General features: G+C 70.5%; 26 protein-coding genes. 17 read left to right on the top strand and 9 right to left on the bottom strand.

Annotated features, from left to right (window positions below; all coding sequences use genetic code 11):
- Positions 1 to 15: 15 nt before the first annotated feature.
- The 3 genes from N553_RS0116570 to N553_RS0116580 are packed head-to-tail and all read right to left on the bottom strand — an operon-like array spanning position 16 to position 2422.
- Complete coding sequence (locus tag N553_RS0116570) at positions 16 to 255, bottom strand: acyl-CoA carboxylase subunit epsilon (RefSeq protein ID WP_028047459.1); 240 nt, start codon at positions 253 to 255, stop codon at positions 16 to 18.
- Positions 252 to 824, bottom strand: a complete 573-nt coding sequence (locus N553_RS0116575) for a hypothetical protein (RefSeq protein ID WP_028047460.1) — start codon at positions 822 to 824, stop codon at positions 252 to 254. The genes N553_RS0116570 and N553_RS0116575 overlap by 4 nt, the downstream gene beginning before the upstream one ends.
- Entirely contained in the window at positions 821 to 2422 is a 1602-nt protein-coding gene (locus tag N553_RS0116580; RefSeq protein ID WP_051640268.1) for an acyl-CoA carboxylase subunit beta, read from the bottom strand. The genes N553_RS0116575 and N553_RS0116580 overlap by 4 nt, the downstream gene beginning before the upstream one ends.
- 103 nt (positions 2423 to 2525) lie before the next feature.
- Here N553_RS0116580 and N553_RS0116585 point away from each other — a divergent pair, with 103 nt between their 5' ends.
- The 3 genes from N553_RS0116585 to N553_RS0116595 all read left to right on the top strand — a co-directional run bounded on the left by N553_RS0116585 (position 2526) and on the right by N553_RS0116595 (position 5159).
- On the top strand, positions 2526 to 3389 hold the full coding sequence (locus N553_RS0116585; protein ID WP_028047462.1) for a biotin--[acetyl-CoA-carboxylase] ligase: 864 nt from the start codon (positions 2526 to 2528) through the stop codon (positions 3387 to 3389).
- Between the two features lie 14 nt (positions 3390 to 3403).
- Entirely contained in the window at positions 3404 to 4483 is a 1080-nt protein-coding gene (locus N553_RS0116590) for an adenylate/guanylate cyclase domain-containing protein (protein ID WP_231505304.1), read from the top strand.
- A 91-nt stretch (positions 4484 to 4574) separates the two neighbouring features.
- On the top strand, positions 4575 to 5159 hold the full coding sequence (locus N553_RS0116595) for a DUF2867 domain-containing protein (RefSeq protein WP_034622938.1): 585 nt from the start codon (positions 4575 to 4577) through the stop codon (positions 5157 to 5159).
- 63 nt (positions 5160 to 5222) lie between these two features.
- On the opposite strand, the gene N553_RS0116600 is transcribed toward N553_RS0116595, so the two are convergent.
- The gene (locus N553_RS0116600; RefSeq protein WP_028047465.1) at positions 5223 to 5957 is read right to left on the bottom strand and encodes an SOS response-associated peptidase; all 735 of its coding nucleotides are present in this window, start codon (positions 5955 to 5957) and stop codon (positions 5223 to 5225) included.
- A 121-nt stretch (positions 5958 to 6078) separates the two neighbouring features.
- On the opposite strand from N553_RS0116600, the gene N553_RS23240 reads away from it, so the two are divergent.
- Together N553_RS23240 and N553_RS0116610 are read left to right on the top strand one after the other, a co-directional pair.
- Positions 6079 to 7371 carry a multidrug effflux MFS transporter gene (locus tag N553_RS23240; RefSeq protein WP_051640269.1) on the top strand — a complete coding sequence of 431 codons (1293 nt, stop codon included), beginning with the start codon at positions 6079 to 6081 and terminating at the stop codon, positions 7369 to 7371.
- A 262-nt stretch (positions 7372 to 7633) separates the two neighbouring features.
- Positions 7634 to 10714, top strand: coding sequence for an Ig-like domain-containing protein (locus N553_RS0116610; protein ID WP_028047466.1), 3081 nt, complete (start codon positions 7634 to 7636; stop codon positions 10712 to 10714).
- Here N553_RS0116610 and N553_RS0116615 read toward each other — a convergent pair.
- The 4 genes from N553_RS0116615 to adhE form a co-directional block, all read right to left on the bottom strand.
- Positions 10705 to 11952, bottom strand: coding sequence for a pyridoxal phosphate-dependent aminotransferase (locus N553_RS0116615; protein WP_028047467.1), 1248 nt, complete (start codon positions 11950 to 11952; stop codon positions 10705 to 10707). The genes N553_RS0116610 and N553_RS0116615 overlap by 10 nt on opposite strands.
- 92 nt (positions 11953 to 12044) lie before the next feature.
- Positions 12045 to 12173 carry a hypothetical protein gene (locus N553_RS0116620; protein ID WP_028047468.1) on the bottom strand — a complete coding sequence of 43 codons (129 nt, stop codon included), beginning with the start codon at positions 12171 to 12173 and terminating at the stop codon, positions 12045 to 12047.
- 152 nt (positions 12174 to 12325) lie between these two features.
- Positions 12326 to 12823 carry a hypothetical protein gene (locus tag N553_RS0116625; RefSeq protein ID WP_028047469.1) on the bottom strand — a complete coding sequence of 166 codons (498 nt, stop codon included), beginning with the start codon at positions 12821 to 12823 and terminating at the stop codon, positions 12326 to 12328.
- Between the two features lie 159 nt (positions 12824 to 12982).
- Complete coding sequence (gene adhE / locus N553_RS23245) at positions 12983 to 15793, bottom strand: bifunctional acetaldehyde-CoA/alcohol dehydrogenase (protein ID WP_255347031.1); 2811 nt, start codon at positions 15791 to 15793, stop codon at positions 12983 to 12985.
- A 184-nt stretch (positions 15794 to 15977) separates the two neighbouring features.
- Here adhE and N553_RS0116635 point away from each other — a divergent pair, with 184 nt between their 5' ends.
- From N553_RS0116635 to N553_RS0116670, 8 genes are all read left to right on the top strand, one after another.
- On the top strand, positions 15978 to 16568 hold the full coding sequence (locus N553_RS0116635; RefSeq protein WP_028047470.1) for an isochorismatase family protein: 591 nt from the start codon (positions 15978 to 15980) through the stop codon (positions 16566 to 16568).
- Positions 16569 to 16586: 18 nt separating this feature from the next.
- Entirely contained in the window at positions 16587 to 17255 is a 669-nt protein-coding gene (locus N553_RS0116640) for an AIM24 family protein (protein ID WP_028047471.1), read from the top strand.
- A 99-nt stretch (positions 17256 to 17354) separates the two neighbouring features.
- Positions 17355 to 17843 carry a toxin-antitoxin system HicB family antitoxin gene (locus N553_RS0116645; protein WP_028047472.1) on the top strand — a complete coding sequence of 163 codons (489 nt, stop codon included), beginning with the start codon at positions 17355 to 17357 and terminating at the stop codon, positions 17841 to 17843.
- Positions 17844 to 17924: 81 nt separating this feature from the next.
- Positions 17925 to 18770, top strand: a complete 846-nt coding sequence (locus N553_RS0116650; RefSeq protein WP_028047473.1) for a DUF4097 family beta strand repeat-containing protein — start codon at positions 17925 to 17927, stop codon at positions 18768 to 18770.
- A gap of 34 nt (positions 18771 to 18804) precedes the next feature.
- The gene (locus tag N553_RS0116655; protein ID WP_028047474.1) at positions 18805 to 19593 is read left to right on the top strand and encodes an ABC transporter ATP-binding protein; all 789 of its coding nucleotides are present in this window, start codon (positions 18805 to 18807) and stop codon (positions 19591 to 19593) included.
- Positions 19590 to 20354, top strand: a complete 765-nt coding sequence (locus tag N553_RS0116660) for an ABC transporter permease (RefSeq protein ID WP_028047475.1) — start codon at positions 19590 to 19592, stop codon at positions 20352 to 20354. The genes N553_RS0116655 and N553_RS0116660 overlap by 4 nt, the downstream gene beginning before the upstream one ends.
- Before the next feature lie 101 nt (positions 20355 to 20455).
- Positions 20456 to 21127: an ArsR family transcriptional regulator gene (locus tag N553_RS0116665; protein ID WP_028047476.1), complete on the top strand. Its 672-nt coding sequence runs from the start codon at positions 20456 to 20458 to the stop codon at positions 21125 to 21127.
- A 30-nt stretch (positions 21128 to 21157) separates the two neighbouring features.
- Complete coding sequence (locus N553_RS0116670; RefSeq protein ID WP_028047477.1) at positions 21158 to 21583, top strand: arsenate reductase ArsC; 426 nt, start codon at positions 21158 to 21160, stop codon at positions 21581 to 21583.
- 27 nt (positions 21584 to 21610) lie between these two features.
- Here N553_RS0116670 and arsM read toward each other — a convergent pair whose 3' ends face one another.
- Positions 21611 to 22363 (bottom strand): arsenite methyltransferase, encoded by a 753-nt coding sequence (gene arsM / locus N553_RS0116675; protein WP_028047478.1) that lies wholly within the window; start codon positions 22361 to 22363, stop codon positions 21611 to 21613.
- 100 nt (positions 22364 to 22463) lie between these two features.
- On the opposite strand from arsM, the gene N553_RS0116680 reads away from it, so the two are divergent.
- The 4 genes from N553_RS0116680 (at position 22464) to N553_RS23250 (ending at position 25058) form a co-directional block, all read left to right on the top strand.
- A complete protein-coding gene (locus tag N553_RS0116680) occupies positions 22464 to 22829 on the top strand; it encodes a metalloregulator ArsR/SmtB family transcription factor (RefSeq protein ID WP_028047479.1) in 366 nt (121 codons plus the stop codon).
- A complete protein-coding gene (locus N553_RS0116685; protein WP_028047480.1) occupies positions 22826 to 23326 on the top strand; it encodes a GNAT family N-acetyltransferase in 501 nt (166 codons plus the stop codon). The genes N553_RS0116680 and N553_RS0116685 overlap by 4 nt, the downstream gene beginning before the upstream one ends.
- Positions 23327 to 23500: 174 nt before the next feature.
- Complete coding sequence (locus tag N553_RS0116690; RefSeq protein WP_028047481.1) at positions 23501 to 24214, top strand: hypothetical protein; 714 nt, start codon at positions 23501 to 23503, stop codon at positions 24212 to 24214.
- A gap of 73 nt (positions 24215 to 24287) precedes the next feature.
- On the top strand, positions 24288 to 25058 hold the full coding sequence (locus tag N553_RS23250) for a L,D-transpeptidase family protein (protein WP_034622944.1): 771 nt from the start codon (positions 24288 to 24290) through the stop codon (positions 25056 to 25058).
- The last annotated feature ends 131 nt before the right edge of the window (positions 25059 to 25189 follow it).

A 25189-nucleotide genomic window follows, 5' to 3' on the forward strand; every position in this document is an offset into this window, starting at 1 on the left:
GGTGCAGGTGCGAGGTCAGGCCCGCAGGCTCCATCGCCACGCGTCGGGACCCGGTCGCAACGCGTCACCACGCACGCCGCGCATGGTCCTGCGCCGGTCCGCCCACGGAGCCGAGACCGCGTCGGCGTTCCCCTGCGCGTTCCGTGCACGGTCCGACGCGGCCGCCATCAACCCAGCGACCAGCGCGGCCAGCTCCACGTCGTCGGGGGTGCCCCGCACGACCTGCATCTGGGTGCCTTCACGCGCGTCGCTCACGCGTCGTCCTCGTCCTCTTCCTCGTCCTCGTCGAAATCGAAGGGAGCGCCACGGGAGGCGCCCCACCCGTCCACGACGAAGCCCGCGCCGACCAGCCGCTCGGCCAGCTCCGCGCCGCCCTGCTCGACCAGGTCGAGGACCGAGTCGAGCGACAGGTCGGACGTCCCGACCGGCGGGCCGATGAGAAAGCCGAGGTGGAACGTGTCGACCTCCAGCGGGTCGGGCAGGCCGTCCGCGTCGCCCTCGTCCTCGTCGCCCCACGACATGCCCGTCAGGTCCGCGTGCAGGCCGAGGCGTTCGTGCAGCGTGTCGTAGAGGCGTGCGTTCAGGCTGCCGACCTCCGACTCGAGCGCCAGGATCCGCGGGTCCTCGTCGGCCTCGGTCGAGCCGAACTCGGCGCGGACGCCGACGGCGGTGTCGACGTACCCGTGCAGGGCCGCCGCGAGCTGGTCGACCACCGCGTGCAGGTCGGAGGCGTCGATGCCGTGCAGCGGCGCCGGCCCGTGGACCGAGTCGTCGTGCCCCGCGTCGTCGTGCCCGGCGTGGTCGTGCGCGTCGTCGTGACTCATAGAGGGATGTTCCCGTGCTTCTTCGGGGGCAGCGATGCCCGTTTGGTGCGCAGCAGGCGCAGGGCTTTGGTGACCTCTGCCCGGGTCGTGCTGGGGGCGATCACCGCGTCGACGTAACCGCGCTGGGCGGCGTCCCACGGGTTCACGATCGCCTCCTCGTACTCCGCGGTCAGCCGCCGGCGCTCGGCCTCGACGTCACCGTCGTCGTCGGCCACCTTCTTCAAGGCGCCGCGCTGCAGGATGTTCACCGCGCCGCCGGCGCCCATCACCGCGATCTGGGCGGTGGGCCAGGCGAGGTTGACGTCGGCGCCGAGCTGCTTGGACCCCATGACGATGTACGCGCCACCGTACGCCTTGCGCGTGATGACGGTGACGAGCGGGACGGTGGCCTCGGCGTAGGCGTAGATGAGCTTCGCGCCGCGGCGGATGATGCCGTTCCACTCCTGGTCGGTGCCCGGCAGGAAGCCCGGCACGTCGACGAACGTCAGCACCGGGATGTTGAACGCGTCGCACGTGCGCACGAAGCGGGCGGCTTTCTCGGCGGCGTTGATGTCCAGCGTGCCCGCCATGGACATCGGCTGGTTGGCGACGATCCCGACCGGGTGCCCTTCCACGTGGCCGAACCCGATCAGCACGTTCTGGGCGTACAACGGCATGACCTCAAGAAGTACACCGTCGTCCAGCACGTGCTCGACGACCGTGCGCATGTCGTACGGCTGGTTGTCCGAGTCGGGCAGCAGGCTGTCGAGCACCTCGTCGTCCTCGGAGACCGTGAGGTCCGCGTGGTGCTCGAAGGTCCACGGGTCGGTGAGGTTGTTCTGCGGCAGGTAGGTCAGGAGTGCGCGGACGTAGTCGAACGCGTCGTCCTCGTCGGAACCCATGTAGTGCGCGACGCCCGAACGCGTGTTGTGCGTGGTCGCACCGCCGAGCTCCTCAAACCCGACGTCCTCGCCCGTGACAGCGCGGATCACGTCCGGTCCGGTGATGAACATGTTCGACGTGCCGTCGGCCATGACGATGAAGTCCGTCAGGGCAGGGGAGTACACCGCACCACCGGCCGACGGGCCGAGGATGAGGCTGATCTGGGGGATCACGCCCGACGCGGCGACGTTGCGACGGAAGATCTCGGCGAACTGGGTCAGAGCCGCTACGCCTTCCTGGATGCGTGCGCCGCCGCCGTCGCTGATCCCGATGAGCGGCACGCCGGTGCGCAGCGCGAGGTCCATGACCTTCGTGATCTTCTCGCCGTGCACCTCGCCGAGGCTCCCCCCGAAGACCGTGAAGTCCTGGGAGTAGATGCACACCGGGCGCCCGTCGATCGTGCCGTGGCCTACGACGACCCCGTCGCCGGGAACCTTCTTCTTGTCGAGACCGAAGTTCACGGACCGGTGCTGGACGAACGCGTCGAGCTCGGTGAACGAGTCCTCGTCGAGGAGCTGCTCGATGCGCTCGCGGGCCGACCGCTTCCCGCGCGCGTGCTGCTTGTCGCGTCCGGTCCGCTCGGCCGCCGCCTGTGCGTCGTACCGCGCCTCGAGATCCGCCAGCTTGCCGGCGGTCGTGCGCGGGGCAGCCCCCACGGGGTCCTTGATGTCAGTCACCCGACGAGGCTAGTTGTCGAAGCCCTCCATGCACGTGCAGGCGCATCACGGTGTTCGTCACGTCAGGGTGTCGGGTTCCCACAACGCGCGAGAGCATGGGGCCATGACGATGCCCCGACCAACCCTTCGTGCCGACGAGCTCCGGTCGCTCCTGCTCGCCCCGGTCGGTCCGCTCGCGCGCGTGGAGGTCGTCGGCACCACCGCGTCGACCAACTCCGACGTGGTCGCCGACCTGCGAGCCGACGCGACGTCGTGGCCGGACGGCAGCATCCTCGTCGCCGAGCACCAAGCCGGGGGTCGGGGCCGCGACGGTCGCACTTGGGAAACCCCCGCCGGAACCTCGTTGACCTGCAGCTTCGTGGTTCGGCCGGTCGTCCCGGCGTCGTCGCTCGGCTGGCTCGGATTGCTCGCCGGGCTCGGCGCCGTCAATGCGCTGCGAGCCACCGCGGGAGTCCCTGCCGTGCTGAAGTGGCCCAACGACCTGCTCGTCCCGGCCGAGACCGAGATCGAGGGCTGGGGACCGGTGCGCAAGATCGGCGGCATCCTGGCCGAGGTCGTCCCGATGAGCGACGGGGCGCCGCCGGCCGTGGTCATCGGGATCGGGATCAATGTGAGCCAGACCGCTGACGAGCTGCCGGTGTCCAGTGCGTCGTCGCTCGCCCTCGCCGGTGCCCAGCACGTCGACCGCGAGGGTCTGCTCGTCGCACTGGTGGACGCGCAGATCGAGGTGGCCCGCAGATGGCGTGACGCCGGTGGTCACGTGACCTACTCGGGGCTCGCCGACGAGATCGCGCGCGTGTGCGTCACGCTCGGTGCGACCGTGCGGGTCGAGCTCCCTGGCGGCGCCGAGGTGGCGGGCACAGCGATCCGGCTGGCCGACGACGGCGGACTCGTGGTGCGCGACGGTGCGGGCACGGAGCACCACGTTCTCGCCGGTGACGTGCGTCACGTCCGCACGGCCAGGTGAACTACCCTCGACCCGTGCCGGACGATCGATCGCAGGACCTCGACTTCCTCGAGTCGACGGTGGGGGAGCTGGACGCAGAGCTGCTCGGCGGTCCCCGGACGCTCAGCGCTCGGGACCTGGCAGAGCGAGCCAGGATCGACATCGAGGTCGTCCATGGCTTCTGGACGACCATGGGCCTGCCGCACGCCGACCCGGACGACCACGTCTACACCGAGCGCGACGCCGAGGCGGTGGACCGGGCGGCCGAGCTGGTCCGCGACTACGGCCTGGACCTGCGGACGGTCATCACCGTCACCCGGGCGCTCGGGCACACCTCGGACCGCCTCGCGCTGTGGCAGGTCGAGGCGCTGGTCGAGGACATGGCCGAACGCTACGAGCTCGACGACACGTCGGCGCGGCTGCTCGTGCTGGACCGTCTCGCCGCGCTCGCGCCCGTGCTCGAGGCGCAGCTCGTGCACTCCTACCGGCGCCAGCTCGCGGCGATCGCGGGCCGGTACGCCGCCGAGTTCGGTGAGCAGCGGGCACCCGGTCCGGACAGGTCCGCCCTGCCGCTGGCCCGGGCCGTCGGGTTCGCGGACATGGTCTCCTTCACGCGTCGGACCGCGGGCCTGGGGTCCACCGACCTGTCGCAGTTCGTGCAGCGGTTCGAGACGGCCGCGCGCGACATCGTCTCGGCGGGAGGCGGCCGGGTGGTCAAGACCATCGGCGACGCCGTCCTGTTCGTCGCCGACGACCCCGCCACCGGTGCCCTCATCGGGATCCGGCTCGCCGACGCGCTGGGCAAGGAGCTCGACGTCGACCGCGAGACCACCACCGGGGGTCTGTTCGAGGGTGCCCGCGGTGTGACGCCCGTGCGGGTCGGCCTCGTGTGGGGGCGCGTGCTGTCGCGGTTCGGCGACGTCTTCGGCCCGCACGTGAACCTCGCCGCTCGGCTGACCGACATCGCCGACCCGTCGACCGTCGTCGTCGACGAGTCCACCGCCCAGGCGCTCTCGCGCGACGCCCGCTTCGTGCTCGAGCCGCAACCGCCGCGCGACCTCGCGGGCATCGGCACGGTCACGCCCGTGCGGCTGCGCGGGGCGACGACCAGCTGACCGACCGCCTGAGGGGCACCTGAGAGCGCGAGCCGCCTGCCGGCGGCCGCCGCTACCGTCGAGAGGCGACATCGTCGACGAAGGGCGTCCCATGAGGCTCGCGAACTCCGAGTACACCTCCCGCCCGTGGAGGCTCCACGAGGTCGCGTCGGACTTCCGGGTGGAGGACGTCTGGGAGCTCCCGACGCCCGGCGGTCCGGACGACCTCGACCGGCTGGTGCGCTCGTTCGCCCATGGCGACGGGTCGGTGACCGGTCGCGGCGTCGTCGGTCTCCTGATGGCCGCGCGCTGGAGGCTCGGCTCGATCTTCGGCTGGGACGACCCCTCACACGGCCTGGGGGTGCGTGAGCGCTCTGTGCGGGAGCGGCTGCCGCACGACCTCGCGAACGGTCCTCGGCCCCCGGACTCGCCGACCCTTCCGTTCACGTCGGTCTTCCAGACGCGCGACGAGTTCGTCGCCGAGATCGTGAACCGCACCGTGCACGGCCTCGTCCACCTCGGCTGGGTGGCCGGTGACCACGGCGTCTACCGAGCGCAGATGACCGTCCTGGTCCGTCCCAACGGCGTCGGCGGCCGCGCGTACCTGGCGCTGATCACGCCGTTGCGCCATCTGGTCGTGTACCCGCGGATGATCCGGGCGATCGGTCGCCGCTGGGAGGCGACAACGCCGACCTGACGCGCCGACGTCGTCCCAGCGGTACGCGCCCGGCGCGGCTCGCGCCGTCCGGTGCTCGCGAGGTCAGTCCTGCTCGAGCGGAACCTCCTCGACGAGCGCCGGGCTGTTGTTGGCCACGGAGCCGACCGCGCTCGAGACGGGTGTCGCGACGATCGCCGGTGCCGGTGCCTCCAGCAGCGTGGCCGCCTCGTCGGCCCCGACCGCGGGGTCGAGCCAGGCGTCCCACGCCTCGCGCCTGAGCATGAGCGGCTGCCGGTCGTGGATGTAGGCGAGCTCGTCGGACGCCGGCCGCGTGATGACGGTCGCGCTCACCACCCAGCGCTCGGGGTCGTCGTCGGACTTGCTCGGGTCCTTCCAGAACTCGTACAGCCCCGCGAGCGCCACGACCTCACCGTCGGCGGGGTGCAGGTAGTACGGCTGCTTGCGCTTGCTGGTCGCGCCCGGCTCGGGCTTCTTCCACTCGAAGTACCCGTCGGCCGGGAGCAGCGCGCGTCGGACAGCGAACGGGCGGGCGAACGCCGGCTTGTCCGCGATCGACTCCACCCGGGCGTTGATCATCCGGCTGCCCACCGAGATGTCCTTGGCCCACGACGGGACGAGCCCCCACCGCGCGACGCGCAGCTGGCGGGTGACCTCACCGGTCTCCTTGTCCGCCCGCTCGACGACCATCCGCACGCCGTCCGTGGGCGCGACGTTCCACGACGGACCGAGGAGGCGCACGTCGTCGGCGACCGTCGCGATGGCGAACTCGTCGGCAAGGGCCTGGTCCTCCCGGAAGGAGGCGTATCGACCGCACATGTGCTCAGCCTGCCAGCCGCCACCGACATGTCGCGCCCGAGTTCTGAGGAGTCGAAGCACCGGTGAACATCACATCGAATCGATTCGACAACATGCTCGAGGCAATGGAAGATGGAACGCGATGAGCTTGCGTACCGCCACCCCCGGCACGACCGCACCGACCCCCGCAGCGGCCGGTCCCGACGCACCCCAGCGGACGTACACACCGGACGTCCGCTACGTGCTGCTCCTCGGACTGATGTGTGCGCTGCCGGCCATCTCGACCGACATCTACCTGCCGTCCCTGCCCGAGGTCGCCCGCGACCTGCACACGACCGCGACCATGGCCCAGCTGACCATGACGGCGATGCTCATCGGCGGGGCGGTCGGGCAGCTCGTCATCGGGCCGCTCTCCGACCGGTTCGGCCGACGACCCCCGGTGCTGCTCGGGGTCGCGATGCACGTGGTGACGTCGCTGCTGTGCATGATCGCGCCCGCGATCATCCCGCTCATCGCGCTGCGGACGTTCCAAGGCTTCTTCAACGCCTCAGCGTCCGTGGTGGCCATGGCGATCATCCGCGACCGGTTCGTCGGCTCGGACGCGTCCCGGCTGATGTCGCGGCTCATGCTCGTGATCGGCGTCGCGCCCCTCTTCGCTCCGTCGATCGGCGGGATGATCGCCGGACAGCTGGGCTGGCGGGCGGTCTTCGGTGCGCTCGCCCTGTTCGGCGCGGTGCTCTGGGTCGTCGTGTGGCGGCGAATGCCGGAGACCCTGCCGGCGGAACGACGTCGGGTCGGCGGTCTGCGGACGGCGCTCGCCGGCTACCGCCGGCTCGTCGGGGACCGGGGGTTCGTCGCGCTCGCGATCCTGCCGGGCCTCGGCATCGCGGTCCTGATGGCCTACGTCGTCGGGTCGCCGTTCGTGCTGCTGGAGGGCTACGGGCTGACGTCCAGCCAGTTCGCGCTGCTGTTCGCCGTCAACGGCGTCGGCCTGGTGGCGGGCGCGCAGGTGAACGCCTCCCTGGTGCGCCGGGTGGCGCCGATCCGGATCCTTCGGGTGGTCCTGCCGATCTCGGTCGCGCTCGCGCTCGTGCTGCTCGGCATCGCGCTGACCGGGTGGGGTGGCCTGGCCGCGCTGCTCGTCGTCCTGTGGCTCATCCTGTTCATGGTCAACTTCATCCCGCCCAACGCCTCGGCGCTCGCACTCACGCGGCACGGAGCCATCGCAGGCACCGCGGCGGCAGTCATCGGCGCCACCCAGTCGGGCGTCGCGGGCGTCGTCAGCCCGATCTCGGGCCTGCTCGGGGGAGACGCGGTCGCGATGGCGGCGGTCATGCTGGCATCGGCAGTCGGGGCCCTGCTCGTCCTGGCTGTGGGTACGCGGGCGTACCGACGCGACGGGGCGTGGTCGGGCGGCCTGACCGTCCTGGACTGAGCACCCCCCGACGGGCGTCACGTCTCGCTCGATGGGCGTACGTCGGATCCGCAGCAGCGGCCGTGCGCGGACAGGCAAAAGGCACGAGACCGGACAAGTGGCACGGGTGAACTCGCGGCCGTCGCCCGGATCCACCCGGACGGCGGATGGCGCAGAGCCTGACATTCCGTAGTGTCCGCGCCAATCCGCCCTACCGGACTGTGCGCAGCAAACACGACATCCACGCGCCACGGGTACGGGCGCCTGGAAGGACTCCCCGAACGTGCTCCGTCGTCTCGCGCTCTGCCTTGTCCTGTGCACCCTGGTGCTCGGTGCAGCCACAACCCCCGCGCTCGCGTCAGGCAGTGCCGACCTGTACCCCAGCACCGGTGCTCCGGAGCCTGACTGCACCGGCGCGACGAGCTGCCGGGCGGCCATCGAGTGGCGGACCAACGCCTACGGACCCACGGCAGCCGGTGAGACCCGCATCCAGCGGCGGACCCTGTTCTCCGTGTTCGTGCAGAAGGACGAGCAGATCCTCACGGGCTCGTCGTCGCTCGGCACGGGGGCCGCCGACATCGCGATCTGGGACACCACGGCGACCACGGACCCGACGTCGCCCGTCCCCGTCTTCGACACCGAGGCGACGGTCCTGCCTGCCGTGGTCGACGGCGTGAACGGGTTCTTGTGCTCCGCGCACCAGACGTCGTCGGCGACCGGCGTGATCTCCACCCGGGCGCAGGAGGTGGCCGGAGCGGGAGCCACCGACAACGCCGCCGGATATGAGCCGTGCGTCTACACCGCACCCGAAACCGGCTTGTACCGGGTGGCGTTCTACGGCTCGGCCGGCCCGGGAGCCTCCGCCGACGGGACCCCGGACTCCGCGCTCGCCCCGACCAAGGGGTTCCAGCCCGACGCCGGCTCGTCGGTGAACGCGTGGGACATCACGGTCCGGGCGGCGCACAGCGCCTCGATCCGGGGCGACATCCCGGGGCGCGTGTTCACGTACGTGCTCGCCGGCTTCACGGGCAGCAACCCGCGTCCCGTGACGATGGAGATGTACCTCAACACGCTCGACGGCTACCGCTACCGCGTGAACACCAACGGGTTCGACCCGAACGGCTTCGTGTTCTACGGCAACCGCCAGGGCTTCCTCGACGCGGACGGCAGGACGCCGCTCAACCACGACGTCGTCGGCACGGGCGCCGGCGCGCAGCAGCTTCCCGCGCTCGCAGGTGGCGTGCACCTGGCCGGGCCGGAGTACCCGTTGTCGTTCGAGCCCCTCGCCGAGGAGACGTTGCGCGCCCTGCGCATCCCGCTCGAGCCTGCGCCACCCGTGCTCGGCGCGGTCGACTTCACCGGCGTCGCGACGAAGCACGGCAGCTACGAGGGCCAGGGCGGCACGTTCACGCTCGACGGCACGGCGGGAGGGACCTACGAGATCGTCATCTCCCGCGACGGGAAGAACTTCGACCCGGGCCTGCTCGCCAACCGTGCCCTGCGCGGCGTCGTGGGGCCCGGCGGGGCCACCGTCCGGTGGGACGGCAAGGACAACGCGGGCGTGCGGTTCCCCGCGAGCCTGGTCGACTACGCGGTCCGGTCCGTCGTGCGCGCGGGGGAGTACCACGCGCCGATGCTGGACGTCGAGAGCTCGGTCCACGGCGGCCCGAGCATCACGTTGCTCAACCCCCCGGAAGACACCTGCCCGTTCACCGGTGCACACCCCAAGACGACCCCGTGCACCCGGGTGTTCTTCGACGACCGCGCGTACCGGGCGAGCTCTGGTCAGGCCGTGGGCGACCTCACGACCGGGCTGCTGTGCCCGTCGTTCGCCGGGGCCATGCCGTCGAGCACGTCCGCGTACTATCCGACGGACGGCATCCCCGGCATCGACAGCACGAGCGGCGCGCGCGCGTTCGGTGACACGAAGGGCTCCAACGCCAACTCGCAGTGCCCAGCGACCAACGGAACGCTCGGGGACTCGAAGGGGCTCGACGTCTGGACGTACTTCCCGTCGAAGGAGCTGGGGACCTCGCTCGCCGTCCTGCCCCAGCCGGCACCCCCGACGGCGGTGGACGACTCCGGCAGGACGACCGTCAACACCCCTCTCGTGGTGCCGGCCACGGGCCTCCTGGTCAACGACCGGGGCACGCGGCTCTCCGTGCTCAAGACGCTGACCACGTCGCCATCGCACGGCAAGGTCAAGGTGGAACCGGACGGCGCGTACACCTACGAGCCTGAGCTGGACTACATCGGCCCGGACGTGTTCGAGTACACGATCACCGACGACTTCGGGCAGGTCGACTCCGCACGGGTCGACCTCACCGTGACGCCGGGGGCTGTCGACGACACCTGGACGATCCCGGTCAACACGACCCTGGTCGCCTCGCCCGGCGTCCTGACGAACGACACGGGCTCCCTGCTCGACGCGGCACGCGTCAGCACGCCCGCACACGGCAGCGGGACGTTCCGCGCTGACGGGACGTTCGACTACGTGCCCGCGCACGACTTCTCGGGCATCGACACGTTCACCTACGAGGCTCGCAGCCGCGGCATGTCGGCGGCGGCCACCGTCACGATCGTGGTCACGCCCACGGCGACCGACGACGATGCCGGCACCATCGCGCCGAACCGGCCGCACGTCGTGCCCGGCCGGGGTCTGCTGACCAACGACCACGGGACAAGCCTCGTCGTCACCTCCGTCGGGACGCCCGCGCACGGTTCCGTGGTCGTGAGCCCGACCGGCGGCTACACCTACACGCCGGCACCGGGCTGGGGCGGCACCGACACGTTCACCTACTCCGCGGTCGACGGCTCCGGTCAGCCGGTGTCCGCGACCGTCACCGTCCGGGTGACCGCACCGGTCCAGCTCGCCGCCGCGACCGACGACTCGGCGGACGGTGTGCCCGACCAGCCCGTGACGCTCGCCGAGCTGGTCAACGACGTGCCCGGGGACAACCTGACGTTCGACGTCCCGAGCGTTCGGCTCGTCGACCCTGCCACCGGCCTGCCGGTCGCCGCCGTGACCGTCGCGGGCGAGGGCACCTGGCTCGTCACGCCGTCCGGTGTGCGGTTCACTCCGGTGCCCGGCTTCGTGGGCGCCGCCCACCTCGGCTACAGCGTCTCCAACACGGCCGGGCAGAGCGTCTCGGCGCGGCTGACCGTGACCTACCCGCCGGCACCCCTGATGGCGTTCCCCACGTCCGCGACGCCGCCGGCCGCTGCGACAGCACCGGCCCGGAAGGCGCCGTCGCTGGCGGTCACCGGCTCAGACCCCGCGACCGGGCTGACCCTCGCGTTCACCCTGCTGAGCGTCGGCGTCGCACTGGTGGTTGCGCGTCGTCGGGTACGGGCTCACGCCTGAGCGCCCGGCGTCGGACGCAGGCCGCGCAGCCGTCGTACCGCCTCGTCGAGCACGTCCTCCCGCTTCACGAACGTGAACCGGACCCACGACCGCAGCGCCCGGTCGACGTCCGAACCTGCGTGCGTGAAGGCGCTGACGGGTACGCCGACGACGCCGGCGAGCGCCGGGAGGTCCCGGCACAGCTCGGCACCGTCGGAGTAGCCCAGCGGTGCGGCGTCCGCGAGCACGAAGTACGTGCCCTGCGGGCGTACCACCGTGAACCCCGCGGCGATGAGCCCGTCGCAGAGCAGGTCGCGGCGACGTGACAGCGAGTCCGCCAGCTCGTCGACCCAGACGGCGACCGACGGCTCCGTGAGCGCGAACGCGACAGCCGGCTGGAACGGTGCACCGGAGACGTAGGTGAGGAACTGCTTGACGGTCCGAACCGCGGTGACGAGCCGCTCGGGGCCGGTCACCCAGCCGATCTTCCATCCGGTGAACGAGAACGTCTTGCCGGCCGACGACACCGACAGGGTCCGATCGGCCATGCCGGGAAGCGTGGCGATCGGCACGTGAGCGGGCCGCGCACCGGTGTCGTCGCGCAGCAGGAGGTGCTCGTACACCTCGTCGGTCAGGACGATCGCGTCGTGCTCCTGGGCGAGTCGCGCGATCGCCTCGAGCTCGGTGGTCGTCAGGACGGTGCCCGTCGGGTTGTGCGGCGTGTTGACCAGGACCAGCCGGGTGCGATCCGTGAACGCCGCTGCGAGCGCATCCAGGTCGAGTCGGAAACCCTCCGGCGCCACCCGGAGCGGGGCCGTGGTGTGCGTGGCACCCGCCATCGCGATCACGGCTGCGTAGGAGTCGTAGAACGGCTCCAGGGTGAGGACCTCGTCGCCCGGGCCCGCGAGCGCGAGCACGGCGGCCGCGAGCGCCTCGGTGGCGCCCGCCGTGACCAGGACCTCGGTGTCCGGGTCCCAGCGCAGGCCGTAGTGCGCGAGCTGGTGTGCGGCGACCGCCTGCCGCAGGACGGGGATGCCCGGACCGGGCGGGTACTGGTTCGCGCCGCCCAGGATCGCGTCCGCGGCCGCCTGGGCCACCGACGTCGGACCGTCCACGTCCGGGAAGCCTTGTCCGAGGTTCACCGCCCCGGTCCGGGCTGCGAGGGCGGACATCTCCGCGAACACCGTGGCACGAGGCACCCCGTCGGCACCGAGCAGACCGGTAGCGCGGGCGACGGCCTGCCAACGAGCGTCAGTCATGCGGGTGAGGATAGGCGCTCAGGCCCGAGGTGTTCTGCGCGATCCGTGCGTCGAGGGGGACCCGCCGCAGCGGGCCCGAGGAGCGTGTGCGCTCAGCTCACCAGTCCGGCGGCGGCTGTGAAGCCCGCGGCCGCGACCAGTCCGAGGGACGCCCATGCGGTCACGATCCACCACTCGACGTGGTGGCGTCGCAACTCGCGGTGCGCCTGACGATCTGCCATACCTTCAAGATCGGCAGGAAGGGCGATACGTACAACGTCCCGCGCCGACGGGAGCCGAATTCACCCCTCCGCAGGGCAGCAAACCGCCCGAACCCCGTGATTCCGCCGCTTCTCGAGCCGACGCGCACCGCACCGGCCGCGCGCCGGACGTGTCAGGAGCCTGCGCTGTCGAGGTTGTCGCTGAGCGTGCTCAGCTCCGATGCGAGGGAGTCGAGGGCGTCTGCCGCCGAGCCGGTCGCTGTCGCCTTCGCCGCGTCGACCTCTGCCTGGGCGTCGTCGACCTTCTTCTTCGCGTCGTCGATCGCCTGCTGGGCCTGCTCGCTGCCGTTGGCCTTGGCCTCGTCGAGCGCGGACTGGGCGTCGGTCACCGCCGCGCCGGCATCGCCGACGGCCTTCTGGCCCGCACCGTCGAGCGACTCCAGCTGGGCCGCGAGCTCGTCGATCTTCGCCTTCGCGTCCGTCGCGGTCGCCTTGGCCTCGTCGACCTTGGCCCTCAGGTCGTCGACCGCCTGGCTCACCTGGGATCCTGCGTCCTTCGCCTTCTGGGCCGCGTCATCGATCTCGGACCCGGAGCACGCCGTCAGGCCGAGCGCGAGAGCCCCTGCCACCAGGGGAAGGGCGAGGCGTCGCACAGTCGTGGGGGCAAGCATGCAGAGTTCCTCCGTCGTCACGTCGGACAGGCGTGTGAGCCACGAAGACTATCGCTGTGACGGGCGGGCGCCACCCCGGAAACCCGCCCGTCACAGCTGCTTGCGAACTGGGACCTCGCACGGGGAAGAGCGAGGTCCCAGCTGGTCGGACGGTTCCTGTCAGACGACGGAGGCGACCTTCGGGCGACGTGCGCGGGCGTCCTGGATCGACGTCCCGTAGTACGCCGCGACCATGAGGTCCTTCATGTCGTCGATCATCGGCATGCGCGGGTTGGCGGGTGCGCACTGGTCCTCGTAGGCGCCCATCGCGACCTCGTCGAGCCGGCCGAGGAACGCGCCCTCGTCGACACCCTGCGCCTGGAACGACGCCGGGATCCCGACAGCCGCACGAAGCTCCTCGACGGCCGCCGCGTAGGACTCGACGCCCTGCTCAGGAGTCGCCGCAGGAAGCCCGAGCATCGCGGCGACCTGCTGGAACCGCTCCGGAGCCACGTAGTGCTCGTACTTCGGCCAGCTGGTCAGCTTGGTCGGGATGGTGCCGTTGTAGCGGATGACGTGCGGCAGGAGCGTCGCGTTGGTCCGACCGTGCACCAGGTGGTGCGTCGAGCCGACCACGTGGGCCATCGCGTGCACGATCCCGAGGAACGCGTTGCCGAAGCTCATGCCCGCGATCGTCCCCGCGTTGTGCATCTTCTCCCGTGCGTCCTGGGTGGCGGGGTCGTTCGGGTCCCCGTTCACCGACTGTGCGAGGTTCTCGAAGATCAGGCGGATCGCCTGCAGCGCCATGCCGTCGGTGAAGTCGTTGGCGTAGACGCTGACGTAGGCCTCGGTGGCGTGCGTCAGGGCGTCGAACCCGGAGTCCGCTGCGAGCGACCGGGGCATCCGCGAGGTGAGGACCGGGTCGATGATCGCGACCGACGGGGTCAGCGCGTAGTCGGCGAGCGGGTACTTCTTGCCCGCGTCCGGGTCCGAGATCACCGCGAACGGCGTCACCTCGGCGCCCGTGCCCGACGTGGTCGGGATGCAGACCAGCTGGGCGAGCTCGCCGAGCACCGGGAACTTGAACGCGCGCTTGCGCACGTCGAAGAACTTCTGCTTGAGGTCCGAGAACTCGATCTCGGGGTGCTCGTACAGCAGCCACATCACCTTCGCGGCGTCCATGGGTGAGCCACCGCCGAGCGCGATGATCGTGTCGGGACGGAAGTGGCGCATCTGCGCGGCTCCCGCCTTGACGGTCTTGACGGACGGCTCGGGCTCGACCTGGTCGATGATCTGCAGCGCCACCTTGTTGGAGCGGCGGTTCAGGACGTCGATGATCTTGTCGACGAAGCCCAGGGTCGTCATCGTCGCGTCGGTCACGATGGTGACGCGCTCGACGTCGGGCATGTCGGCGAGGTAGCGGATCGAGTTCGGCTCGAAGTAGGTCTTGGCCGGAACCTTGAACCACTGCAGGTTGTTGTTGCGACGTCCCACGCGCTTGATGTTCAACAGGTTCACCGCCGAGACGTTGTTGGACACGGAGTTGTGGCCGTACGAGCCGCAGCCGAGCGTGAGCGACGGGATGAACGCGTTGTAGATGTCGCCGATGCCGCCGAGCGAGCTCGGCGCGTTGACGATGATCCGGACGGCCTGGACGCGGCTGCCGAACCGCTCGGCGAGTGCCTCGTCACGCGTGTGGATGGCGCCCGAGTGGCCGAGGCCGTCGAACTCCACCATCTGCTCGGCGAGCGTGATGCCGTGCTCGGTGCTCGTGGCGCGCAGCACCGCGAGGACGGGCGCGAGCTTCTCGCGCGTCAGGGGCTCCTGCGGTCCGACGGAGGAGACCTCGGCGAGGATGATCGAGGTGTCGTCGGGGACCGTGAAGCCGGCCTGCGCGGCGATCCACTGCGGCGACTGGCCCACCACGGACGCGTTCAGCTTGGCGCCGGCGCAGTTGATGCTCTCGGCCGTGACGCCGAAGATGAACTGCTCGAGCATCGTCTTCTCGGCGGGCGTGGCCCGGTAGGCGTGGAGGATCGCGAACTCGTCCATCGCCGCGTCGTAGATCTCGTCGTCCAGGATCACGGCCTGCTCCGACGCGCAGACCATGCCGTTGTCGAACGACTTCGACAGGACGATGTCGTTGATCGCGCGCTTGAGCTTGGCCGACTTCTCGACGTAGGCGGGGACGTTGCCCGCGCCGACCCCGAGGGCCGGCTTGCCGCACGAGTAGGCGGCCCGGACCATCGCGTTGCCGCCGGTGGCCAGGATGAGCGCGACGCCCGGGTGGTTCATCAGGGCGCCGGTCGCCTCGATGGACGGCTTCTCGACCCACTGGATGCAGTCCTTGGGGGCGCCGGCGGCGACCGCTGCGTCCCGCACGACGCGGGCGGCCGCCACCGACGAGCTCTGGGCGCTCGGGTGGAACGCGAAGACGATCGGGTTGCGAGTCTTGAGGGCGATGAGCGACTTGAAGATCGTGGTCGACGTCGGGTTGGTCACGGGGGTGACGCCGCAGATGACGCCCACGGGCTCGGCGATCTCCGTGATGCCGGTCAGCTCGTCGTGCGAGATCACTCCGACGGACTTCAGGCCGGCGATCGAGTTGGTCACGTGCTCGCACGCGAAGATGTTCTTGACGGCCTTGTCCTCGAAGACGCCGCGGCGGGTCTCCTTCACCGCTTGCAGAGCGAGGTCGCCGTGCTGCTCGAGGGCCGCGACCGAGGCCTTCTTGACCAGCCGGTCCACGTCCTCCTGCGTGAAGCTCGCGTACTCGGCGAGGGCGGCGTTCGCCCGCGTGACGAGCTCGTCGATCTCGTCGGGCTCAGGAGTCTCGAGCACGCCGACGACCTCTGCGGGCGTGGGTGCTGCGTCGACTGCTGGGGCGTCGGGAGTGGTTGCGTCAGCTGCGGGCGCGTCGGTTGCAGGCTTCTTGGCGGACACCTGCGACGAGTTGTTCTTACGGGTGCTGGCGCGGTCCGTGACAGTCACGGTGAGGCTCCTTGTCGATGCCGGGGGGGCTGGTGACAACGACGTTACGAGCAGGCGGAATCTGGCGATAAAGGCAAAGGTCCCTAGTGAGGGAACGAACTCGATCTGATGCCCTCACGTCGGCCGCCGACGCTCGAGTGGCCGACTGTCCTACGCTCGTGGCGAGCAACGATCGGAGTCCATGATGAGCACCGCGCTGATCGTCGTCGACGTGCAGAACGACTTCTGCGAAGGGGGCGCGCTCGCGGTCGCGGGCGGGGCCGCGGTCGCGGAGTCGATCACCCGGTTCGTCGAGCGCACGTCCGGCATGTACGACGTGGTGGTCGCCACGCGGGACTGGCACGCGGCGCTCCCCGACACGAACGACGGCCACTTCGCCGCCGACGGCCTCCCCGACTACGTGACCACCTGGCCGGTGCACTGCGTCGCCGGGACGGTCGGTGCCGAGTACCACCCGCTCCTGTCGCTGCCCCCGGGCACGGTGCACGTGGTCAAGGGGGAGTCACGGCAGGACTACTCGGGCTTCTCGGGACGGGTCGTCGGCGGGGACGGAGCGGATCTGGCGACCGTGCTGTCGGCACGCGGGGTGACCCGCGTGGAGGTGGTCGGTCTGGCGACCGACCACTGCGTGCGGGCGACCGCGCTCGACGCGTGCGGTGCCGGGTTCGACGTCACGGTGCTCACCGACCTGACGGCGGCCGTCGCGGCGCCCACCGCGGTCGCCGCCCTGACAGACCTCGCGGTCGCCGGGATAGGGCTGGTCCGGTCGGCCTAGCACGGGGATCATGGCGGCATGCGGACCACCCTGAGCACCTACACCGAGCGCGCCACCGAACCGGGGGCCTTCGCGCTGCAGAACGAGCGCATGCTCAAGGTCCAGCTCGCAGGCACGGAAGGTCACTTCCTGGCCAAGCAGGGCTCGATGGTCGCCTACCAGGGTGACGTCGACTTCGACCACCAGGGCAGCGGTGGTGTCGGTCGGATGCTGAAGAAGACGTTCACCGGCGAGGGCATGTCGCTCATGAAGGTCTCCGGCACCGGCGACGTGTTCCTGGCCGAGGAGGCCGACGAGATCTTCCTCGTCCACCTCGAGGGAGAGTCGGTCACGGTCAACGGGCAGAACGTGCTGGCGTTCGAGGCATCGCTCACGTGGGACATCAACCGTGTCGAGGGTGCGTCCGCACTCTCCGGTGGCCTGTTCAACACCACGTTCACGGGGACCGGTGCGCTCGCGGTTACCACGTTCGGCACGCCTGTCGTGCTGCAGGTCGACCAGCCGACGTTCGTGGACATGCAGTCCGCGGTCCTGTGGTCGACGTCGCTCGCGTCCTCGGTCCGCAAGACCGTGAAGGCGTCGGCCATGATCGGTCGGGGCTCGGGCGAGGCCTACCAGCTGGGGTTCTCCGGGCAGGGCATCGTGGTCGTCCAGGCGTCGGAGGGGCACATCCGCCCGTCGAAGTGATGTTCAGATCGAGGTCGTCGCCGGTCGCGACACCACTCTGATGCAAAGTGACACCACTAAGTCTTGACGTGACACCACGGTGGTGTCACGATGGTGCACATGGACCTGGGACCGCACATCACCGACCTGCAGCGCCAGCTCGTCGAGGCTGCAGAGAACGGCACTGAGGACACCCGCGTCGTGGCCGAGCGGCTCGCCGCCGGGCTCGACGCCGCAACCCGCCTCGTGATGCTCGACGTCCTCTCGGCGGCGCTGGGCGAGATCACCCGTGACCTCGCACCCGGTTCGGTCGAGCTGCGACTGCGCGGCCGAGAGGTCGAGTTCGTGGTCGCCCAAGCCGGCCCGGACGGCGACGCCGAGGACGCGAGCCTCGCTCCCGTCGACCTCGACGACGTCAGCACCTCACGCACGACACTCCGTCTTCCCGACGCGCTCAAGGCGAAGGTGGACGAGGCGGCGGCGGCCGACGGGCTGTCCGTGAACACGTGGCTGGTCCGAGCGGTGGCAGCCGCGCTCCAGCCCAAGCAGCGACGATCCGCGCAGCGCACCCTGCGCACAGGCGACAACTTCGCCGGCTGGGCCCGCTAACCCGCCCAGCCCGCCACTTCCACCAGCCACGCGAACCCGCGGGGCCGGACGAGCACACCCTGAAGAAGGAGAGGCGTCAGCATGCCTACCTACAGCACGCCCACACGAATCGACCTCGCCATCAACCTGCAGGTCGGTGAGATCGAGGTCATCGCCAGCGACCGGGACGACACCGTCGTCACGGTCTCGCCGACCAACCCCGCCAAGGCGGTCGACCGCCGCGGCGCCGAGGAGACGAAGGTCGACCTCGACGGTGACCGGCTCACCGTGAAGGGTCCGAGGCCCCGGGTCAGCTGGATCGGCCCCACCGAGTCGGTGGACCTGAGGATCGAGCTGCCGACGGGGTCACGGTTCACCGCCGAGATCGCCGTCGGCGCCGTCCGCACCGTCGGAGGACTCGGTGCCACGCGCGTCAAGAGCTCGATGGGATCCGTCGACGTCGAGGCCTGCGGCGATCTGTGGCTGCGCGCCGGGCACGGCACGGTCACCGTGGGGACCGTCGACGGCGCCGCCGAGATCACGGCTGACCACGGTCAGATCCGGATCGGCACGGTGACCGGCGACGCGGTCCTGAAGGCGTCGCACGGCAGCATCCAGATCGAGCAGTCCGGTGGCGACGTCGACGCGAAGCTCGCCTACGGCGACCTCGACATCGCCCGGGCGCTCGGCTCGGTCACCACGAAGACCTCCTACGGGAGCATCCGGCTCGGCGAGGTGTCGAGCGGTTCCATCCAGGTCGAGAGCGGTTTCGGCCAGGTCGACATCGGTGTCCGTGCCGAGGTCCCCGCCTGGCTGGACCTGACCTCGAAGAGCGGGCACGTCCGCAACCAGCTCGGCGACAACAGGGCTCCCACCGAGTCCGAGCGGTCCGTCGCCGTACGAGCACGCACCCAGTCCGGTGCGATCACCATCCAGCGCGCCCGGTGACTCCGGGACACCACCAGAAGGGACCACACGGCTCATGACCACGACAGCGCCCGCGATCCGGGTGACCAGCATCGAGAAGTCCTACGACGACCTGCACGTCCTGCGCGGCGTGGACTTCGAGGTCGCACCGGGCAGCATCTTCGCCCTCCTCGGCTCGAACGGGGCCGGCAAGACCACCATCGTCAAGATCCTGTCCACCCTGCTCGGGTCGGATTCGGGCGCCGCAACCGTCAACGGGTACGACGTGACGACCGAACCCCTGCAGGTCCGGGAGTCGATCAGCCTGACCGGCCAGTTCGCGGCGGTCGACGAGATCCTCACCGGTCGGGAGAACCTGGTGCTCGTCGCCAAGCTCCGGCACCTGCCGAATCCGCGGCAGGTAGCCGACGAGCTCCTCGAGCGCTTCAACCTGACGGACGCCGGTGCCCGACGGGTCGCCACGTACTCGGGCGGCATGCGCCGTCGGCTCGACATCGCGATGAGCCTGATCGGCCAGCCGAAGGTCCTCTTCCTCGATGAGCCCACGACGGGCCTCGACCCCGAGGCGCGGATCGACGTGTGGCACGTCATCGCTGACCTCGCCAAGAGCGGGACGACCGTCCTGCTCACCACGCAGTACCTCGACGAGGCCGAGCAGCTGGCGGACCGGATCGCCATCCTGCACGAGGGCCGGATCATCGCGAACGGCACGCTCGCCGAGCTCAAGGCGCTCCTGCCCCCCGCCAAGGTCGAGTACGTCGAGAAGCAGCCCACCCTCGAGGAGATCTTCCTCGCCCTCGTCGGCAAGAACGAGGCATCGCAGAACACGGAGGTCCAGTCATGAGCGCCACGCACTTCTTCGGGGACACGGCCGACCTGACGGGCCGCTCCATGCGGCACATCACGCGAAGCGTCGACACGATCATCACCACGGCGGTCACTCCGATCGCGATCATGGTGCTGTTCGTCTACGTGTTCGGCGGCGCGATCGACACCGGCACCGAGAACTACGTCAACTACCTGCTGCCCGGCATCCTGCTGATCGCCATCGCGTCGGGGATCGCCTACACCGCGGTCCGGTTGTTCACGGACCTGCAGAGCGGCATCTTCGAGCGGTTCCACTCGATGCCGATCGCCCGGTCGTCCGTGCTGTGGGCCCACGTGCTGACGTCGATGGTCTCGAACGCGATCACGGTCGTGATCATCGTCCTGGTGGGCCTCGTCATGGGCTTCCGCACGTCGGCGGGTGTGCTCGCCTGGCTCGCGGTCGCCGGGATCCTGGCGCTGTTCACGCTGGCTCTCACCTGGGTCGCGGTCATCGCCGGCCTCTCGGCGAAGTCGGTGGACGGGGCCGCGGGGTTCTCCTACCCGCTGATCTTCCTGCCGTTCATCAGCTCGGCGTTCGTCCCGACGGACACCATGCCCGCGCCCGTGCGGGTGTTCGCCGAGAACCAGCCGGTCACCTCGATCGTCGACGCGATCCAGAGCCTGTTCGCCGGGCAGCCTGTCGGCAGCGACATCTGGGTCGCCCTGGCCTGGTGCGTCGGCATCCTCCTCGTCGGCTACTTCTTCGCCATGCGGGTGTACCGGCGCAAGATCCGCTGACCGGCGTCCGCCCTGCGATCCTCGACCGCCCTCGGCGTTCGAGGATCGCGGTCGTCTGCCGGAGCTTGACCGCCTTGGATCGCTCAGCCAATATTGACTCAATGGACCTTGAGTGGCGGGCGGAGATCGAGCGGCGTGCGGCGCTGCACGCGGTCCTGTCCGACCCCGGGCGGCTCGCTGTCGTCGAGCTGCTCTCGCTGGGGGACCGGTCACCGTCGGAGCTGTCGACGGAGACCGGCATGGCGTCCAACCTGATCGCCCACCATGTCGGGATCCTCGTGGAGCACGGCCTGGTCGGTCGGCGCCGCTCCGAGGGAGACCGCCGCCGCACGTATCTGCACCTGATCCCCGATGTGGCCGTCGTGCCGGCGGGCTGGGCCCTGCCTCGGCCCCGGCGCGTGCTGTTCGTCTGCACGGCAAACTCGGCCCGGTCGCATCTCGCAGTGGCCCTGTGGCGTGGCGCCAGCCACGTCGACGCCGCGTCCGCGGGGACCCACCCGGCGTCCACGGTGTCGCCCAGTGCCGTGGCGGTGGCCGAGCGTCACCACCTGTCGCTGCAGGGCGTCGTCCCTCGGCTGTTCGACGACGTCCGTCGCGACGGCGACCTCGTCGTCACCGTGTGCGACAACGCGCACGAGGAGATGGGCCACCGCGCGGACCTGCACTGGTCTGTTCCGGACCCGGTACGGGTCGGCGACGACGCCGCGTTCGACGCCGCGTTCGACGAGATCGCCCGCCGGGTCGAGGACCTCGCCCCCCGAATTGCTGCCTGACGACGTAAACCGCCCGACCCGAGGAGAACCATGAGCGCCACCGACAAGCCCAGCGTCCTGTTCGTCTGCGTCCACAACGCAGGACGGTCGCAGATGGCGGCCGGGTTCCTGTCCGCCCTGTCCGGCGGTGCCGTCGAGGTCCGCTCCGCCGGGTCGATGCCCGCAGATCAGGTCAACGTCGTCGCCGTCGGTGCCATGGCCGAGGTGGGCATCGACATCAGCGCCGAGCAGCCCAAGGTCCTGACCACCGACGCCGTCCAGGCGTCCGACGTGGTCGTGACCATGGGCTGCGGCGACGCCTGCCCGTACTTCCCGGGCAAGCGCTACGAGGACTGGGTCCTCGAAGACCCGGCCGGCCAGGGGATCGAGTCGGTCCGTCCGATCCGCGACGAGATCCGGGTGCGCATCCTCGACCTGCTGGCCGACCTGGGTGTGACCCCGGTCGCGGCCGCCTAGCGCGTCGGCCGCCACCGGAGGATCGGCTCAGGGGTGCCCCGCAGTGGGTTTGCACGCACGGACGACGGCACCGTGCATGCCGTCCGCGACCTGGTGGGTGAAGGTGACCTCGGCGTCGAGGAACCCGGCGGCCGCCAGACCGGTCAGGTACTCGGAGCGGGACAGGGCGCCCGCGATGCAGCCGACGTAGGAGCCGCGCTCCGCACGCTCCTCGGGCGTCAGGTGGTCCTCGGCGACCACGTCCGAGATGCCAACGCGACCGCCGTCGGCCAGCACGCGGAAGACCTCGGCCAGGACGGCGGGCTTGTCGGGGGAGAGGTTGACCACGCAGTTGGAGATGACGACGTCGACTGAGCCGTCGGCGAACGGCAGCTCCTCGATGGTGCCCTTGCGGAACTCGACGTTCGTGGCGCCCGCCCGGTCGGCGTTGGCGCGTGCGAGCTCGAGCATCTCGTCGGTCATGTCGACGCCGTACGCGAAGCCCGTGGGGCCGACCCGCCGGGCGGACAGCAGCACGTCGATGCCGCCGCCGGAACCGAGGTCGAGCACGCGCTCGCCTGCAGACAGCTCAGCGACGGTCAACGGGTTACCGCAGCCGAGCGAGGCGGCGACCGCCTCGACCGGGAGTCCCGCCACCTCCGTCGCGTCGTACAGCGCAGCCCCGAAGGTCTCGTCGACCTCGGTCGTGGCGCCGCACGAACCACCGCAACACCCCTCGTTCGAGGTCTGCACCGCCGCCAGGGCGTAGCGCTGACGGACCTGCTCGCGGACGTCGTCCATGATGCCTCCTAGATATCGATCGCTGTCGATGTGACAGTGGACCCGAACATCCATCGGTGTCAATATCGACAGCGGTCAATCTCCGCCCCATACTTGCCAGATGGCTCTCGACCTCTTGCCCGTCGTGGCGCCCGCCGCGTGCTGCACGCCCGTCACGAGCGCAGGCATGAGTGAGCAGGACGCCGTCCAGCTGGCGCGCACGCTCAAGGCGCTGGCCGACCCGGCGCGCCTGCGGCTGCTGTCCCTCATCGCCGCGCACGAGGGTGCGGAGGCGTGCGTCTGCGACCTCATCGAGCCGGTCGGTCTGAGCCAGCCGACCGTGTCGCACCACCTGAAGGTCCTGACCGACGCGGGCCTGATCAGCCGCGACAAGCGCGGGGTGTGGGCGTACTTCGCCCTCGTCCCCGGCGCGCTCGAGGCCGTCACCCGTCATCTCGGCGCGCACCTGACCGGAGACCTCGCATGACGGGGTTCACCGTCCGACCGCTGACCTCCGAGCACTGGCCCGAGGTCGAGCGCATCTTTGCCGCGGGCATCGCGACCGGGCACGCCACGTTCGAGGCCGCCCCGCCCACCTGGGCCGCGTTCGATGCCGGGAAGGTCCGGGAGCACCGGTTCGTCGCGGTGGACGACGACGGGCGGGTCCTCGGCTGGGCCGCCGCCTCGGCCGTCTCCGACCGGTGCGCGTATGCGGGCGTCGTCGAGCACTCGGTGTACGTCGACCCGGCGGCGCGCGGCCGCGGCGTCGGGTCGGCTCTCCTCGACGCGCTGCTCGACTCGGCAGCCGCCGGGGGCATTTGGACGGTCCAGGCGGGGATCTTCCCCGAAAACACGGCGAGCATCGCGCTGCACACCGCGGCCGGGTTCCGCCTCGTCGGCACTCGCGAACGCCTCGGGCGGATGACGTACGGTCCGCTGGCCGACCAGTGGCGCGACGTCCTTCTCATGGAGAAGCGCCTCTGACCTGACCGCCATCCATCGTGGCGGAGCATGACCGCGTCGTAAGTCGGTGTGACTGGCCGCTAGGCGGCAAGGGTCAAGTGACGGCATGATCGGGAAGGTGAACCAATCCGGCCAATCCGGACAGCGTGTCCCGGATCTGGCGGGACGGCCGCTACGCGAGGAGTGTCGTCAAGGATGAAGACCAACAAGCTCACAGCGGTCGGCGCGACTCTCGCCCTCGTCGTCGTATCCGTCCTCGGTCTCAGCACCGCAGCTGATGCCGCGTACGTCCCGGTCACGGACATCGTCACCGAGACGACCCCGTACCCCGTCGAGCAGTGGTTCCTCGGCAACCCCGTCGGGCCCGCACTCACCCAGGACGCGACAGGGCTGACGATCCCGGGACAGAACCAGCTCCTCTACGGCCGGGCCATACCCGGGGCCACCGGCGCCGAGTTCCAGGCCTTCATCGAGGGCGTCTCGTTCGTGGGCACAGGTCCGCTGACCTTCCAGGTGACCGTGTACCTCGGCCCCGGGACCGCAGGCTTCACCACCTTGCGGCCGTCCACCACGGGGAGCCCTACGGCGGCCACCACGTGGATCTCCAGCCAGGCGGTTGGCGGTCTCCCCGCAGACACCCCTGTCCCGTTCGCGCAGATCGTCGCAGCGTTCGTCGCGGACAACGCGACGGTGCTGGGTTCTGGTGTGTTCGTCAACCCGGGCGACACCGCGGTGCTGAGCAGCTTCACCTCCGGTGCCGAGACGTGGACGTTCGCCACGCCCGCAGCACCGGTGACCCCGCCGGTGGTGGCGCCGCCCGTCACGCCACCGGTAGCCGCGCCGCCAGCGACGCCGCCAGCAGCACCTGCGGCGACACCGGTCTCCGGCACCGCGTCCTTCACCGGCTGACGGCCACCGACCCGTGTGGCCCGGTCGCGCGAACGACCGGGCCACACGTCCGTCCGCCCCAGGAGACTGCTCCATGCGCTCACCTCTCGCCGACGTCAGGGCGCTGCTCGCAACCGGTGCCCTTCTCGTTGCGCTCGCCGCGTGCAGTGCCGAGCAGCCGGCGACGACGTCCCAGCAGTCCGCGGCACCCACCCACGCGGTCGTCCTGCCCACTGCGGCCGCCACCGCAGAACCGGTACCGGCGCCCGAGCCTGCTCCCGCTCACAGCGTCGCCGAAGCGTCGGTAGCGGTCGTCACCGCGTACGACGCCCCCGACGGTGCTGTGGTCTCCCAGTTCTCCCACCCGATCGCCTCGGGTGCACCGCTCACGTTCTACGTCGAGGAGCAGCAGGGGCAGTGGCTTCGCGTCCGGTTGCCGATGCGGCCGAACGGGACGACCGGATGGGTCCGATCGTCGGACGTCACGGTGAGCCTGCTGCACTACAGCCTGCTCGTCTCGACCGCCGGGCACACCGTCACCCTGGTCAAGGACGGTGTGGTGCAGCAGACCTTCCCCGCGGCGGTCGGCACCGGTGACACCCCGACACCCCTAGGGGACTTCTACCTGACTGAGCTGCTCGCCCCCACGAACGCCGGCTACGGTCCGTACGCGTACGGGATCTCCGCCTTCTCCGACGTCCTGAACGAGTTCGGAGGCGGCCCCGGACAGATCGGCCTGCACGGCACGGACGACACCGACAGCGTCGGGCAGTCAGCCAGCCACGGATGCATCCGCCTGCACAATGCGGACATCACCACGCTCGCGAACCTCCTGCCCCTGGGAACGCCGATCACCATCGAGTGACCGGAGCGCCGGCGAGCGCGCCCGCGGTCGTCGGGTTCGAGCGCAACGGCGACGTAGCGCGTCTCGGCTCGGCCCGGCTCGGCTCACGGATTCGAGCCGACGGAGGCCTCCGCGGCCTCGGGAGCAGCCGA

The organism is Cellulomonas sp. URHE0023 (assembly GCF_000688475.1).
Lineage (GTDB): Bacteria > Actinomycetota > Actinomycetes > Actinomycetales > Cellulomonadaceae > Cellulomonas.

Bases quoted from the DNA above. Each gene is read 5' to 3' on its own strand.
- N553_RS0116595 (WP_034622938.1), top strand. From the start codon at position 4,575: ATGAGGCTCGCGAACTCCGAGTACACCTCCCGCCCGTGGAGGCTCCAC.
- arsM (WP_028047478.1), bottom strand. From the start codon at position 22,363: ATGGACGACGTCCGCGAGCAGGTCCGTCAGCGCTACGCCCTGGCGGCG.
- N553_RS23250 (WP_034622944.1), top strand. From the start codon at position 24,288: ATGCGCTCACCTCTCGCCGACGTCAGGGCGCTGCTCGCAACCGGTGCC.
- N553_RS0116655 (WP_028047474.1), top strand. From the start codon at position 18,805: ATGACCACGACAGCGCCCGCGATCCGGGTGACCAGCATCGAGAAGTCC.
- N553_RS0116690 (WP_028047481.1), top strand. From the start codon at position 23,501: ATGAAGACCAACAAGCTCACAGCGGTCGGCGCGACTCTCGCCCTCGTC.
- N553_RS23240 (WP_051640269.1), top strand. From the start codon at position 6,079: ATGAGCTTGCGTACCGCCACCCCCGGCACGACCGCACCGACCCCCGCA.
- N553_RS0116670 (WP_028047477.1), top strand. From the start codon at position 21,158: ATGAGCGCCACCGACAAGCCCAGCGTCCTGTTCGTCTGCGTCCACAAC.
- N553_RS0116635 (WP_028047470.1), top strand. From the start codon at position 15,978: ATGAGCACCGCGCTGATCGTCGTCGACGTGCAGAACGACTTCTGCGAA.
- N553_RS0116585 (WP_028047462.1), top strand. From the start codon at position 2,526: ATGACGATGCCCCGACCAACCCTTCGTGCCGACGAGCTCCGGTCGCTC.
- N553_RS0116645 (WP_028047472.1), top strand. From the start codon at position 17,355: ATGGACCTGGGACCGCACATCACCGACCTGCAGCGCCAGCTCGTCGAG.
- N553_RS0116600 (WP_028047465.1), bottom strand. From the start codon at position 5,957: ATGTGCGGTCGATACGCCTCCTTCCGGGAGGACCAGGCCCTTGCCGAC.
- N553_RS0116620 (WP_028047468.1), bottom strand. From the start codon at position 12,173: ATGGCAGATCGTCAGGCGCACCGCGAGTTGCGACGCCACCACGTCGAG.
- N553_RS0116615 (WP_028047467.1), bottom strand. From the start codon at position 11,952: ATGACTGACGCTCGTTGGCAGGCCGTCGCCCGCGCTACCGGTCTGCTC.
- N553_RS0116665 (WP_028047476.1), top strand. From the start codon at position 20,456: ATGGACCTTGAGTGGCGGGCGGAGATCGAGCGGCGTGCGGCGCTGCAC.
- N553_RS0116685 (WP_028047480.1), top strand. From the start codon at position 22,826: ATGACGGGGTTCACCGTCCGACCGCTGACCTCCGAGCACTGGCCCGAG.
- N553_RS0116660 (WP_028047475.1), top strand. From the start codon at position 19,590: ATGAGCGCCACGCACTTCTTCGGGGACACGGCCGACCTGACGGGCCGC.
- N553_RS0116625 (WP_028047469.1), bottom strand. From the start codon at position 12,823: ATGCTTGCCCCCACGACTGTGCGACGCCTCGCCCTTCCCCTGGTGGCA.
- N553_RS0116575 (WP_028047460.1), bottom strand. From the start codon at position 824: ATGAGTCACGACGACGCGCACGACCACGCCGGGCACGACGACGCGGGG.
- N553_RS0116640 (WP_028047471.1), top strand. From the start codon at position 16,587: ATGCGGACCACCCTGAGCACCTACACCGAGCGCGCCACCGAACCGGGG.
- N553_RS0116650 (WP_028047473.1), top strand. From the start codon at position 17,925: ATGCCTACCTACAGCACGCCCACACGAATCGACCTCGCCATCAACCTG.
- N553_RS0116680 (WP_028047479.1), top strand. From the start codon at position 22,464: ATGGCTCTCGACCTCTTGCCCGTCGTGGCGCCCGCCGCGTGCTGCACG.